Annotated in this window: 16 protein-coding genes; 4 read left to right on the top strand and 12 right to left on the bottom strand. The window is 57.9% G+C overall.

The annotated features are described in order from the left end of the window. Positions 1-130 precede the first annotated feature (130 nt). The 8 genes from LB524_RS00175 to LB524_RS00140 form a co-directional block, all read right to left on the bottom strand. Positions 131-661 carry a hypothetical protein gene (locus tag LB524_RS00175; RefSeq protein ID WP_224523054.1) on the bottom strand — a complete coding sequence of 177 codons (531 nt, stop codon included), beginning with the start codon at positions 659-661 and terminating at the stop codon, positions 131-133. After that, entirely contained in the window at positions 648-1,115 is a 468-nt protein-coding gene (locus LB524_RS00170; protein WP_224523052.1) for a hypothetical protein, read from the bottom strand. The genes LB524_RS00175 and LB524_RS00170 overlap by 14 nt, the downstream gene beginning before the upstream one ends. A 143-nt stretch (positions 1,116-1,258) precedes the next feature. Then, positions 1,259-1,696, bottom strand: coding sequence for a hypothetical protein (locus LB524_RS00165; RefSeq protein WP_224523050.1), 438 nt, complete (start codon positions 1,694-1,696; stop codon positions 1,259-1,261). 44 nt (positions 1,697-1,740) lie between these two features. After that, on the bottom strand, positions 1,741-2,190 hold the full coding sequence (locus LB524_RS00160) for a hypothetical protein (RefSeq protein ID WP_224523048.1): 450 nt from the start codon (positions 2,188-2,190) through the stop codon (positions 1,741-1,743). Between the two features lie 492 nt (positions 2,191-2,682). After that, a complete protein-coding gene (locus LB524_RS00155; protein ID WP_224523046.1) occupies positions 2,683-3,168 on the bottom strand; it encodes a hypothetical protein in 486 nt (161 codons plus the stop codon). Further along, positions 3,161-3,343, bottom strand: coding sequence for a hypothetical protein (locus LB524_RS00150; RefSeq protein WP_224523044.1), 183 nt, complete (start codon positions 3,341-3,343; stop codon positions 3,161-3,163). The genes LB524_RS00155 and LB524_RS00150 overlap by 8 nt, the downstream gene beginning before the upstream one ends. Positions 3,344-3,918: 575 nt before the next feature. Further along, on the bottom strand, positions 3,919-4,599 hold the full coding sequence (locus LB524_RS00145) for a hypothetical protein (protein ID WP_224523043.1): 681 nt from the start codon (positions 4,597-4,599) through the stop codon (positions 3,919-3,921). Positions 4,600-5,081: 482 nt separating this feature from the next. Beyond that, positions 5,082-5,642 carry a recombinase family protein gene (locus LB524_RS00140; RefSeq protein ID WP_224523042.1) on the bottom strand — a complete coding sequence of 187 codons (561 nt, stop codon included), beginning with the start codon at positions 5,640-5,642 and terminating at the stop codon, positions 5,082-5,084. 546 nt (positions 5,643-6,188) lie between these two features. On the opposite strand from LB524_RS00140, the gene LB524_RS00135 reads away from it, so the two are divergent. Continuing rightward, the gene (locus LB524_RS00135; RefSeq protein ID WP_224523041.1) at positions 6,189-6,725 is read left to right on the top strand and encodes a Bro-N domain-containing protein; all 537 of its coding nucleotides are present in this window, start codon (positions 6,189-6,191) and stop codon (positions 6,723-6,725) included. On the opposite strand, the gene LB524_RS00130 is transcribed toward LB524_RS00135, so the two are convergent. From LB524_RS00130 to LB524_RS00115, 4 genes are all read right to left on the bottom strand, one after another. Beyond that, entirely contained in the window at positions 6,660-6,923 is a 264-nt protein-coding gene (locus LB524_RS00130; protein ID WP_224523040.1) for a hypothetical protein, read from the bottom strand. The two genes, LB524_RS00135 and LB524_RS00130, sit on opposite strands and share 66 nt — an antisense overlap. 2 nt (positions 6,924-6,925) lie before the next feature. Next, a complete protein-coding gene (locus LB524_RS00125; protein ID WP_224523039.1) occupies positions 6,926-7,135 on the bottom strand; it encodes a hypothetical protein in 210 nt (69 codons plus the stop codon). Between the two features lie 10 nt (positions 7,136-7,145). Beyond that, a complete protein-coding gene (locus tag LB524_RS00120) occupies positions 7,146-7,325 on the bottom strand; it encodes a hypothetical protein (RefSeq protein ID WP_224523038.1) in 180 nt (59 codons plus the stop codon). A gap of 811 nt (positions 7,326-8,136) precedes the next feature. Then, positions 8,137-8,841: an SOS response-associated peptidase gene (locus LB524_RS00115; protein ID WP_224523458.1), complete on the bottom strand. Its 705-nt coding sequence runs from the start codon at positions 8,839-8,841 to the stop codon at positions 8,137-8,139. Between the two features lie 146 nt (positions 8,842-8,987). Here LB524_RS00115 and LB524_RS00110 point away from each other — a divergent pair, with 146 nt between their 5' ends. The 3 genes from LB524_RS00110 to LB524_RS00100 are packed head-to-tail and all read left to right on the top strand — an operon-like array spanning position 8,988 to position 13,244. Continuing rightward, a complete protein-coding gene (locus LB524_RS00110) occupies positions 8,988-9,446 on the top strand; it encodes a very short patch repair endonuclease (protein ID WP_224523037.1) in 459 nt (152 codons plus the stop codon). Positions 9,447-9,450: 4 nt separating this feature from the next. Then, on the top strand, positions 9,451-11,748 hold the full coding sequence (locus LB524_RS00105; protein WP_224523036.1) for a DNA cytosine methyltransferase: 2,298 nt from the start codon (positions 9,451-9,453) through the stop codon (positions 11,746-11,748). Further along, positions 11,745-13,244, top strand: coding sequence for a hypothetical protein (locus LB524_RS00100; protein ID WP_224523035.1), 1,500 nt, complete (start codon positions 11,745-11,747; stop codon positions 13,242-13,244). Before LB524_RS00105 ends, LB524_RS00100 begins: the two co-directional genes overlap by 4 nt. Positions 13,245-13,274 lie beyond the last annotated feature (30 nt).

Raw genomic sequence — 13,274 nt, 5'->3', positions numbered from 1 at the left:
AAACGCCTTTATTTCAATTGCTTGGTGCAATCACTTCCCCAAAGCGTCGACCGCCTTGGTGTATCTTAAGGGGTAGCAGCGGTGTATCTCTTGGTCAAGCAAAATGACGTTGCAAAATGACAATCGCAAATCAACGTCGCTCTTGTAGGGCCACCACGCTATCGGCCACCCGGAAGTACGTTATCAGCAGGGGAGAGATTGTCCGGAAAGCGTTCGCTTGTCCCGCAAGGCTTCCTACCACACCCGACATCTGCCGTGTCACGTTGGCGAAATTCCGATAGACTTCCTTCAGGCTCTTCGTTTCGCCGATCACTGCATACGTCTGCGCATCTGCTCCCTTGAGTTCGGTCAGGAATGCAAACTGCTGCTCGGAGAGTTCTTGATCAGGAAGAAAGGGAAGTACGGCTTCCATCTTGTTTGCTGCGTCTGCAAACAACTGGGCGGCTTGCTGGAATTGTTCGCCACCGGAGCCTGGCAGACGCTCCCTCTCACGGAGCCCCTCGATCACTTTGCCCACGGCTTCGAGTGCTGTTGCACTGGCGTCCCGTGACTGTCCTGCACCCGCTGAACTGCCGAGCACATTTCCGAACTCTCCGGCGTGAGTGCCGGTGCAAAGTGCAATACAAAGCAAGGCTGGAGCAATGAACCTAATTTTTCGCACACCACGCCTCCCTCATAGCCACATAGTTTTTTGAGATTCTCTTCTCGGCCAGCATCTCGTCGAATGCATTGGCCATGTTTTTTTCAGAAAGCAATTGGCAGAAATCCTGCCCGAAGGCGTCGCCTATCTTTTCGTTGATCCCGCCGGCCTCAAGTTGCCTGTAGACGGAAAGATAGAAATTTAGCATCGCCCAGAAGTCGTTTTTTGCATCCTCACGCTCCTCTGTTGGCAACGTTCCTTGTCTCAATTTTTTGACAAATCCGCGCAAAAGCACCTGTGCAGCTAAATCTCGTGCATCGTGCTGAATGGTGTAAGTGTTGGACGCTTGGAGCGAATAATTTGCTGAACGAAGCTGCCAGGCAGTCGCACCGAACCCTATGATACCAACAAGAACGCCGAGAATTGCCGCCACTGCCTGGATTTCACCATTCTTTTCCCCAAGCCATTTGCACATCTCTAGTTCCCCCTATGAGTAACATACCGCAATCTGGGGCCGGCGATAGGGAGGGTCCTGAGTAGTACACCGCCATGTTTGAGCTTCAGCCCCCGACAAACCTCTTGGGGCGATGCATCGGGGGCGGGGAGGTGGCCATTGGGTTAGCTGCTGTAGGCCGTCCCGTCCTTCCGGGCCGCTGCTATCGCTTGGGCATGTTCGTGAAATACCTCCCACCGGCCTTGTGCCGCAGCCCTGCGCAGCGCCGGGAGGTCAGCATCATCAACATGCTCCATGTACGTCGCCATCGTCAGCCCATGTTGCCGAAGCACATTGCGGTCCAGATGCTGCTCGAAAGCCACCATGACCACAGTCGCCTCAACCTCCTCGATCCCGAAAGCTTCGCCGGTCGGTATCGCTCCGGTCTCCACGAACGCGTCCACGATGAATTGTTGCTGGGCCTCGCTGTGAGTGTCCCTAAACCGGTCAAGGCTCTGGTCGGCCATGCGGACAAACTCGGCATGTTGTTTCTCCTCCTTCTCGTCGTCAGTCAAATCCTCATCGGTCTCAGCGTCGTCGGTCGTCTCATCCGCAGTCGACAAGGGAGCGGCCTTATCGGTCGCCCCCTCGGTCTCGGTCGCTGCGGCTATCTGAAAGACTTTGGCGGGGCGTAGCCACGAGCGGCCAGCCCGTCGACCACTGCCTTGTTGAACTCGGCCTGCGTGATCTGCCCGACCTCAGCCATGTCCTTGGCTTGGCTGTAGCTCAGTTCCATGTTGCCTAGAGATGGCACCCGCACCGTGGTCTTCTCGACCTCGGCCATCGGCGGGATCACCCCGACATCCTGAGAGCGGATCGCCCCTTGCGTCTTCACGCCAAGGCGTTGGGCGGCAAGCTGCTGGTTGAACTTGGACATGGAAAGCTCAACAGCGCGGTCAATCTCTTCCTGCTTGGCCCGCTCTGCCGCCTCGGAAGCCAGGACGTTTTGCTTGGCCCTGTCAGCGTCCGCCTGTGCCGCCTGGGCTCGCATCATGGCCTGAGCCACGGGCGTGTTGTCAGTCTGGTACTTGTTCGTGTTGTCGTCGTAATGGGTCATGCTGTTCGTTCCTTCTGGTCATGGTTGATCGCCCCCGGCGCGTCATTGCTCCGGGGTGCGGGTAGGCTTGATTTTGGTGGTGGTGGAGTGGTCCTCGGACCGCGAATGGCCTGCGGGTGCTATGCCCGGCGAGTGAACCCATAGGTCATCGTCACAGGGCATTCAGGACGCGCGCTGGGTGCGGCTGGGGTGGTCGGTCGAGATAAGCCGTCGCTGCCTCCGGCGAGCCCTCCCTGTGGCACTCTGGGCCGCATAAACACCTCGGTCATGCCTCGGGCCAACGTCGCAGGCTCAAGTTCTTCGTAGCCATACACGAGGTAGCACCTGTCAGCGACGGTCAGGACATTGGGGACGCCGGTCAGCCGCTCCAGTTCGCCCGATGTCCCCGCCTCACCCCTCCTGAGGGCTTCAACGATGGCAAGGGCGGTTTCCCGGCTGGGATAGTTGTCGATCCAATCGCGGCGCTGCCATGCGGTCGGAAGGTCGCCTCGGCTATATGTCAAAGCGTGCATTCCAGTGGTCACGATATTTCAACGGGCCGTGCTTGATGATCAACGGGAGATCGTCACGCAATTCGTGGCTGGTGTGGATGTGATCACTGCCCATGGCCTCCAGAACGTCCAGCACCGAGGGCTCGGCCCGGTGGCCTTGCGTGGGGCGGTTGGTGGCGCGACAAGGGTGCCGCTCGGGCAACCGGTTGAGCCAGTCAAGAACATCCTGTCCGACATGCCCCCGAAGGCCAGCCTTCATTGCACCGTTACCGACAAGGCGCTTGAGTTCGCCATTCAGCATGGTCCGACTGGTGATGTAGGCGCGGTCGACCCATTCCCCTTTTGGCTGGATGCCGTGCCTACGGGTCCGCTTCATCTCGACTGCCTGGATGATCCATTCGCGATCAGTCTCGACAACGCGGATTGTTGGCGTGATCCCCACAGGACGAAAGTCCGAGGACGTTCCTTGGCGGATGTTCTCAGCCATTGGCTGCCGCCTTGACCAGACGCGCGGCCTCTCGCTTCATCTTCCGCACCTCGGCAACCTGGGCCTTGTTGCGGTGATACCATTCCCGGCTGATTTCCTTGGCGCGCTCCGGGTTCGCTGCTCGCCATTCTCGACCGTGTATCCGCCATGCAATGCGGTTGGCCTCAGTAGACATGATGGGGGTCTCCTCCTGTAGTGGTGGTGTTCATGGTTGTGATCCTTTCGGGTGGTGAGTTCGTGGTGACATTCGAGGGTTCCTTTAAGGGACGCCTCTGGTTGACGTAGAAGCATGAAGACCTGTGGAGTGGAGACCATCAGTCTTCCAATCATCAGGTGGCCAATCATCAGGTGGCCAATCTTCATTGGTTCTTTGGGGTCCCTCTGGCTAGGACCTTGGGACAAGAGAAATCCAGAGAGCAGACCAAAGCTTTGAGTGAAGCTGTGCTGAGGTGGATCAGGTACTAAGGAGACACACCCCGTGGTCTTCGGGGCGAAGCGACCAATGACATCCTGACATAAGGGGGTCTCTAGGGTCTCTCTGTTACAGAGTGTTTCTAGAGGTGCGTCTTATGTTCCTGTGCAGCCCCAGTAATATTCAATGGACCCTTGGCGTCATCTTCGGGGAAGCCTTCATTGTGAAGGGAACCCGAAGGGCTAGCCAAAGGTATCACCTGAAAGAGGGAACCCCATGAAAGGGAAACCCCGAGGTGCCACTTTCTGCCTATAGTAACGGACAGACCGTTTTTTTGACTATGCCGCCCTGAGCGCCTTTAGGTGGTACGATACGAGCTGCTTGGAATAGCCAGTGAGCCGGACAATCTCGGCTTGGCGATGGCCGCTCTCAACCAGATGGGCGACGGTCTTTCTAACCTTGGCCTTCTGGGAACCAGCAGCTCGGCGTTCATCCACCCACTCAGCCAGACAGCCAAGCCCCGCTGGTGTTAGGACGGTCATGGTGAACTTGCTGCCCTTTCTGGTCATCGGGAAGGAGACCGCAAAGCCTCCCTGCATTGCCGCTCTGGAGGCAACGTGACGGGCATAATAGTCAGGCTTTGTGACGGCTGGATTTGAGACCATCGGGACATTGTCCCAGTCAATGAGCCGATCAAGCACGCCCTCCTTCTCCAGAACGGCGATGACTGCCCTGGAGGTGGTCTTGATCTCACAACGCGTCCACAGCCAAGACACAGCGCTGTTGATGGATAGGCAGCCGGTGTGGATTTCTCCGGTCTCGGGGTTGAGTATCTCTCCGCGAGATAAGCCAGGAAACTGAGGCTTCAGGCCGGCACGTTCCTCCAGATAGAGGCGGCTCGCCTCGGTGACCTGACGGGCCGTGAATGGTTGGCCTCCCTGCGCGATGGAAGCTTCACGGTGCTGCCGTATCCACGCGCTGTATCGGTGTATGTTTGTAGGGCTGCTTAGGGCGTTCATGAAGTTCCTTCTGTTGTGCAGAGTAAGGGAGGGGGTGCCTCATACAAAACCAATCCGTGGTTGGCGGTTTCATACAAAAGGGGGAACAGATAGAGAGGCACATGGCCTCAGATATCCGCGCCTCACCAAAGCTGCCCCGCCAAGCGCCACGTCCCGTCACCCCAGAAGGAGTAAACAGGGCAACAGGCGGTCGCAACAGGGGAGAACTGCACGGGGCAGCTTGGGTGAAGGGCGTTGGGTTGTGCTAGTGGTGTCCGTACCAGCCCTACGCAGTGCTAGTGGGCTGACTAACCGGCGAAATCGCCTTCGTAGTAGCTAGTGGGCAACCTATTTGCCGTTGCCCTGTGCTAGTGGGGTATCTATTCAGCAGTCGCTAATGGACGGCCTACATAGCTAGTAGGTTAAGGGAAATCGGCTCGGCAGTGCTAGTGGTCAGGTTTGTCGCGGAAATGGCCTTCGTAGTGCTAGTAGGGGGGTTATGGTTATGCCGCTGCGAGAACCTTCTGGACCGCTGAAGGGGAACACCCGGCTTCCTTGGCGATCTGCCTCACCGACCTTCCCTCAGTCTTCAGAGCCTTGATCAGGTCATGGTCGAGGGTCACTGGCCTGCCGGTCTTCCACGGCTCACCCTTCTTCTCAGCCTCGGCCTTGGCCTTGGCGATGCCTTCCATCTGGCGTTCCTTCCGCAGCGCCGTCTCAAACTCGGCAATGCTGGCGAGGATGCCGAACACCAGCTTGCCTGTCCGGGTGGTCGTGTCCAGCGAGGCGTCATCCAACACCTTGAAGCCGACACCCTTCTTGTCGAGGTCCCTGACGATTTGGTGAAGGTGAGCCGCTGAACGGGCCAGACGGTCAACTTTGGTCACCACGAACACGTCACCCTCGCGGGCGAACTCAAGGGCCGCTGCGAGTTCCTTGCGCTCATCGTCCAGACCGGACTTCTTCTCGCTGTAGGTCTTATCGACGCCAGCGGCCTTGAGCTTCTCAAGCTGCACGTCGAGGTCCTGGCCTGTGGTCGAGACGCGGGCATAGCCGATGATCATGTGTGCACTTTCCTCTAAGAGTGTTGATACACACCACTTAGTGGACGAATAGTGCACATGTCAAGGGCCTTGTTCACCAAGCCATAGGTTTGTGGACAGGCCAGGATGGGCCGCGCCTGCGTGTTGCCTTCATTGCCTAGAGTAAATATGCAAAGCCATAAAAAACATCGCAACTAGCGATGCTACAACGCTCCAAGCGAGCCGTCTTTGTTCCTTTGGGTCAGATGGATACTTCCACAATCCTCCTTTCCATGGCTTGAGTGTACTTGCGACAGAGATAGCGAAGCCAATGGAAAACGAGATGATAAGGAAAATGTTGTCACGAATTTCCATCAGTAAGCCGCTCTGCATCTTACGATCCCTTCGGTTGTCGACGACAGAAATGGGTTAGCCTTAGGTTGTGGCAGAGATTGTGACATGGGAAAACTTGACGCGCCATGCGTGGCAGGACGAGGGGGTACGGGGGGCCGGGGCGCGTGCCTGTTATCCGATCACCCGTAAGGAAATTTCCATCAAATATAGTGACCCCTTATTGAGCGCCACCTAATGGGCAGCGAATGGACAGAGAACCCGTTGGCACGGACCCGGAACGCGGACAACGCCCTCTCGACCTTCAACTTCAACACCTCGGCCATCCGCGTGGTGACCATCGACGGTAACCCATGGTTCGTGGCGCGCGACCTCGCTGGCCCACTTCACTGGACCATATCCAACGTCAGGTTGCAGACCGGAAGGAACTTGGCGGCGGATGAGAGGAGGGAACAAGTTGTTACCACCTCTGGCGGGCCTCAGTCCTTGGTTCTGATCTCCGAGAGCGGCTTCTACAAGCTGGTCCTCCGCGCTCAGCGTTCCAATCCCCATGCTAAGGAGGTCCAAGACTGGGTCACCCGCATCGTCCTGCCGGCCATCCGCAAGGATGGCATGTACGTCGTCGGGGAGGAACACGCGAAGACCGAGGACGACCTCGACATGCTGACGCTTGTCGTCATTGAGCGCATGAAGGCCTGCTCCCCGAAGTCACTCCATGTCCGGCACATCACCACCGACAAAGAGCGTTGTCGGTTCTCCATACTCACCAAGTGAGGGATTGGCATCACGCGACCACGCAATGACCCCGGCATGTTTCGCAGCCAACCCCTTTGCGGTCCTTATGGCCCTTTCCTCGGTCTGCTGTTCGGCTGGCCCAAAGACGGGCTGGAGGTCGCCGCTCTCGTCGCGGTCGAAGGCGGTGACGACGATGAGCTTGGGGGCTTTCTGCTGTGGAAGAATGCTTTCAGCCATGTTCACTCCAGCCGAGGCGGTGTGGCGTCGTAGCTGATCTCCACCAACTCGGGATGCCGATGGGCGAGGGCTAATATCTGCGTCTCAAGCTCGCAGTTGTAGGCCATGAGTGCCTTCACGGTTTCTACGGGACTGTCGTACCTGGCGATCAGCTTTACCGCCTCGGCATGCAGTTCCGCCTTGGCTTCGGCGTCCAGATGGTAAGTGCCCATAGCGTCCTCCCTAGCGGCTCGCGCGGCGCGGTGCTGAACGTTCGTCAAGGCGGTCCTGAAGGTGTCCATTGAGGACAATCATCTCCTTGAGTGCCTTCATCACGTCGCCTTTATGGGTGGCAACGAACCTGTCGGCGACGGCTTGAAGGGCAGCTTCCTGCCGGCTGTCCAATGTCACGAGGTGGTCCATGGCGATCGTTCCATTAAGTGTCATGCACAGAGTGAACAAAATGAGAACAAACTTGTCAAGCTCGAATTGACTGAGGCAGGAATCAGTTCCTATTTTGGGCCATGCCGGAACAGAGCAGAAGACCGCGCCGCCTTGTGCAGACCCTATGCAAAGCGCATGAGGTTGGTCAGCTAATCCGAGTCCGGTGCGTCAACTGCAATATCACCCGTCACTATCTGCCTGGGGACCTTGCCAAGTTGGTTGGGGACATTCCGTTTTGGGACGTTGACCGCCACATGCGTTGCGAACGGTGCAAGCGTAGAGACCTTGACGTGGATATCTTGCTGCCGAGCGCTGCGGAGGGTCTGAAGATACGGGTGAGGCGGCTTGTCGAAGTCCGTATGGTTCGGCGAGTGATCTGGACGGATGACTGAGGCCGGTCCTTATCGCGAAATCCTCTGCTGGTATCTATATCCGGTGCGTTCGTTCATGAGGCCTACCGCCCCCTCAAACACATCAGCCAGGGGGTGTGCCTGACAGTAGTTGTCCATCCACAGAAAGACTTGATCTTGACTGAGCTTGGCACCTGTTGCCCGCCAAAATTCAGTTCCGGAGCCAAGGACAAGTCCGTTCATGAAGCCGACCAAATAGCCCTCGAAAATATCGGATCGTCCTTCCGTTCTTGCTTTGACCCACGCCCCGCAGTCGAGAACTCCTTCAACTGTAAATCCGTCTGCAAATGCAGGATGCGCGGCGTCAAGCGATGCGATTGCAAGCATTAGCCCAATTGTGCGGCACGACATTACCCTTCTCCAAAAGCTTCATTTTTTGTCTAGAACAGCGACCCCTGGGCCGGCGCCTGCTGCGGAAACTTGATCTGTGCGGCCGGCTTCTCAACAATCACCAAGGCATCATCCTGGGCAGTCCTCTGCATCCGCTTTGCCTCAGACCATGGCGCTGTCAGCCAAGTATGGACCTCCTCCCGCGTCGTCAGGATAACCGGCATTGCCTTCTCGTGGATCGGCTTGATGAGCGCGTTGGGGGCGGTCGTCAGGAAGCCGTAAAGCTCGAAATCGCCGGGACCGTCCTTGACCCTGCGAACACCCTGCCAGCGCGTCCATAGGCCTGCAAAGAAGAACAGCCGGCGGTCGTCGTTCCGGGCAAACCAGTAGTTCCGCTGAATGCCCGTCTCGGGGTCCTTGTCGCCGGGCGTGGGGCTAGGCTCCGCGAAGCTCGTCACGGGCACCACGCAGCGGTTCTCCACGCCGACATACTGCTGCCAATGGCTGTACTGTGGATTGCGGATGTTGGTTGTGCCGTAATCGGCTTTGCCCTTCACCCGCTCTGCCGGCGTCGGCATGCCCCACAGCAGCTTGGCAAGCTCGCGCTGGCCGTCAGGCGCATTGCGGACAACCGGGCCCGGCATGTTGGGGTAGACATCGAGCGAGGGCTCAAGGTTGCCTATGATGTCCCGCATGGTGCGGGTCCATTCGCGGATGGCGTCTTGGCTGGTGGTGATGTTATAGAGATTGCACATGTGGCGAATGTGCCCGAACTGTTCCAGTTTCGCTAGGTCATCAAGCACGGCCCCATCCGTCGAAGATTGCCGCTTCCAACTGGCTGCCACCGACAAAGAGCGCCTTCGGTTCCCGCTACCGGAGCGAATCAGCCTAGAGTGTTGCGATGGACCGAGTCACGCCTGTTTCACCCTCAGCAGCAATGTTCGCCGAAGTCCCGGAGACGCGTCGGCGCATCATGCGGGCAATCCGCAGCACGGACACCCGTCCGGAGCGGACCCTTCGCGCGAAGCTGCATGCGCTCGGATATCGGTTTCGGAAGAACGTTGCGGGGCTGCCTGGCAAACCGGATGTCGCATTTAGCCGCAAACGCAAGGCGATATTCGTTCATGGCTGTTTCTGGCATTCACATGCAAGATGCAAGAACGCGTTGCGACCAAGAACCCGCAGCGATTACTGGAAACAGAAATTAGACAACACCATCGAGCGAGATCGCAGAAATCTCGCGAAGCTCCAAGAAATAGGCTGGCAGACATTTGTCGTCTGGGAATGCCAACTCGCTGCTGACGGCGAATTGCAACGGCAACTGACAGGGTTCCTGGGCAACCCCAGGGAAGAGGAATGAATAGATGCTGGGGAAGCGCGGCAAACAACTTACGGCATTTGCAATGTTTGCCGGTGCGGGAGGGCTCGATCTCGGCCTTGAGCAGGCGGGCTTTCGCGTGGCTGTGGCGACCGATATTTCGCCCCATGCGCAGGCAACCTACGCGCTGAACAAGCCGCAGACCCCGTTCATTCTGGCGGACGCACGAAAGCTTTCTGGCGACGCGCTGGTTGCTGCGGCAGGCGGCGTTGCGCCTGACCTAATCGTTGGGGGGCCGCCATGCCAAGGCTTCTCGACGCTGGGCGACAAGATGTCTGCAGACCCGCGAAACGAACTGTTTGCCGCGTTCGCTCGAATTGTTTCTGAAATACAGCCCACGTACGTCCTTATGGAGAACGTTAAGGCACTCACGACGATGTACGGGGGCCGGTTTAAGGACCACATCCTCCGGGTATTCGGGGAAATGGGCTATCGCATGCAGTGGGAAGTGCTCGACGCGGCGAACTATGGCGTTCCCCAGTTTCGCCAGCGCGTATTCTTTTTCGGCACTAGGCGGAATGCACCCTTCCGGTTCCCAGAGCCTACCCACGGCGCTGAAGCAGGCCGGCCTTACGTGACCGCATGGCAGGCAATCAGCGACCTTTCGGCGAGGGGCAGTGAAGTTCCCAACCATGTGGCACTAGCGCATTCAGAGACCGTCGTCGCACGATATCGACTCATTCCAGAAGGCGGCCGCCTGCCCCCGCCCGAGCAACTCCCTCCGGAAATACGTCGTGGCAATTTCGGAAACACCTACAAGCGGCTCCATCGGAGTAAGCCCTCTTTGACGATGGTGCCTGGAAACAACGCGTTCCCGGTCCACCCGACACTCAACAGAAGCCTGACCCCCCGCGAGGCAGCCCGTTTGCAAACCTTCCCGGACGAGATTCAGTTTGCCGGGGATCGACGCAATCAGTGCATCTTGGTTGGCAATGCCGTTCCACCCCTCCTTGGGTGCGCGATTGGCAAGGCAATCATCAAACACGCTGAAGCTAAACTCGGCAAAAGGGCGAACACGGCCAGCAGTCCCAAAGCAGACGTGCCTCCACCCCAGACGCTCTCGCTCTCCCGCGCAAAGCCTCGAACATCGACAACAAGTCGGAGCGGCCCTCCAATGGCGTTCGCTGATCTATTCTGCGGGGCAGGGGGCATCTCAATCGGGATGGAGCGAGCGGGATGGACGCCAACGCTTGCAGTCGACGCAAACCCACACGCGAGTGCCACCCATCGCCTCAACTTTCCTCAGGCCCCGTTCCTCGAGACGGACCTTTCCAAGCAAAGCGTGGTGGATGAGGTAGTGGAGAGGCTGTCGGCCTCCCAGACTAACCTGATCGTGGGTGGTCCCCCTTGCCAAGGGTTCTCAATGTTTGGACGCCGGCGGTTTGTGAATACACGGGGGTATGATCCGCACAAGGACCCTCGAAATACGCTGGTCTTCGCCTTCGTTGAGATTGTGCGCAGAGTGCAGCCGCGTTGGTTCGTGATGGAGAACGTCCCCGGTTTGGCGAACCTGGATGATGGGCAGTTTCTGCGCGTGTTGTTGAGAGAGTTCCAAGAAGCCGGGTACACCCAGTGTGAGGCACGGGTACTTAACACGGCAGACTATGGCGTGCCGCAGCTTCGCCGCAGGCTCCTCATAATTGGCAATCGGACCGGCCACGTGATTCCTTGGCCAAAAAGGAAATTCTTTGCCGAGCCAAAGGATTGGCAGGACCCCTACCGCACAGTCGGCGAAGTGATCGGCGACTTAGCAGTGCCGTCCTCTCATGACCGTGTGACCTGTCACGTGCCAATGAAGCATAAGCCGCTCTTGGTGGAACGATATGGTTACATCCCGGAAGGGGGGCGGCTGGATGTCGAGTCCCTGCCTTTCCACCTCAAATCGGGTTACCGAACTGACGAAGTGAAGAACTACAGCCATGTATTCAAGCGCCTCCACCGCGACCGGCCCTCTATTACCATGGTGCCTGGTCACAACGCGTTTCCAATACACCCCTTCCTGAACCGTGCCCTTACGGTGCGAGAGGCAGCCCGCATTCAGACATTTCCGGACGATGTGGAATTTGTTGGCCCTCGGCAGGAACAATGCATACAAGTCGGCAACGCCTTCCCGCCGCTTCTCGCTGAAATACTGGGCAACTGCATTAGGAAAGCTGAGGTCAACGGTTGGTTTCCGGGCCAGGTGCCTGCGTCCGCGTACTACTCCCTGATTGACGGCCCGCAACCGCTCTCTAATCCAGATGACAGTGGCGACGATGATGATTTGCTTGAGGCTGTGGCATGAGCCACGACATCGAGGCTTCATACGCGGCTGCCGAAATCGTAAGGCTGTTGCTCGCTTCGCCGCAGAATTGGTTTGATACTCCTCCAGCCGCCGCCACACTTAGCGCATATGCTGCTCGTGAGGGCCGCCATGCTTGGCCCCATGCCGATGGTGTGATCGCGGTCTCGATTCCGGGGCCGGCCGCAGCCGACTACACCATTGCGGTAGAGTACAAACGGCCGAACGAAGGACTGCACGGCGTGTTGACGGCGATAGGCCAAAGTCATGCCTATCTCCGCAAAGGATATGCGGGTGCTGTGCTTGTAGTGCCCGATTCATACCCTGGTTTCGCTGGTCCAGGCGCATACGCAAAGGATGTCATAGACCTCACAAGCCAATCGCGAGCAATCGGCGTTTTTTCGTACTCGAAGCCGAACATGGCGGCAGTGTCGCCATTTGCAGGAAAACTTCAAATGCATCGCACATTAGCGGTTGACGCGGCAGCCCCGATTGCCGCGCCTCTGCCGCTAACGCGAACGCAGACCCAATGGGCGCATGTACGCGAAGGCAGCACAGACCCAGATGCGTTCTTCCGGTACCTCCAAGCGGTGAAGCTCTTGGGCGGTGGAGTTGTGCAGCCGACTGCGCCAGTATTCCACGCTGATCTTTTGGCAGCGGTGCAGCGCCTTCGTCCCGGGATAGACCCAGCGCGCTACCTCTCAAACTGTATGCACAATGAGTTGCCGGATCAAGCTTGGCGACATTTCTGGTTTACGTACGTGTTGCACCCGGCAGCGCTTGCCGGATGGCAGATTGGAGGGCCTCCGTACCAGGTCAATGGCGCACAGTCTTTGCTGACAAAGTCCAACGGCAAGGGCCCCAAAAATTTCTTCGTAGGCAAGTCAAATTCAATCAAGAACCGAATCGTCAGCGACCTCAACGCTGGGGCAATCACCCTGGACGAGGCGCATGACAGGCTTGCCAAGAATTATTTTGATAGGGCCCACTCCTATCGTGAAGACATTGACTCAGGCTGTGAGCATCTCGGCTTTGTGGATGCCAACGGCAGGCTAACCGACGTCGGCTACCGCTTTGTTGATGCATGCGAACGCTACGGAGATCCCAACTCCGGCGTGCCGAAGGCCATCTTCTTGCGGGCGCTGGTGGGCGAGGGCGCCCTCGGCGCATTCCTCCACTACATCTACCGTCTGTCAGAAGAGCGGTTTAACGCCAATCCGCTCGCGTTTACGATAGCTGGTCCGGCTGGAGCGCCACCTGTTTTTCAGCAAGCGGAATATCTGAACTGGCTTGAGGACGAAATGGAAGCACGGCTCCACGTCTTGAGAAAGGTAACGGCCAGAGGCGGTGTTGCGCGAAAGCCATTCCAGGCAGAGCTCGCTGTTCTGCGCGGCTTGGGGCTCGTCGGCAGGGGGTTCCGAATAGGTGTCGGGCTACCAATAAATTGGCCTGAGCTGCAGGAATCGATGTCGTTCGCTTCGGAGGCGACTTTCCACTAATCCCAGCGTTTTAAGAAGAAGCCGCGTCCT

The organism is Mesorhizobium sp. ESP6-5 (genome assembly GCF_020164695.1).
Lineage (GTDB): Bacteria > Pseudomonadota > Alphaproteobacteria > Rhizobiales > Rhizobiaceae > Mesorhizobium > Mesorhizobium australicum.
Note: the sequence above shows the minus strand (reverse complement) of the source record. Positions and strands in the feature narration are given on the sequence as shown.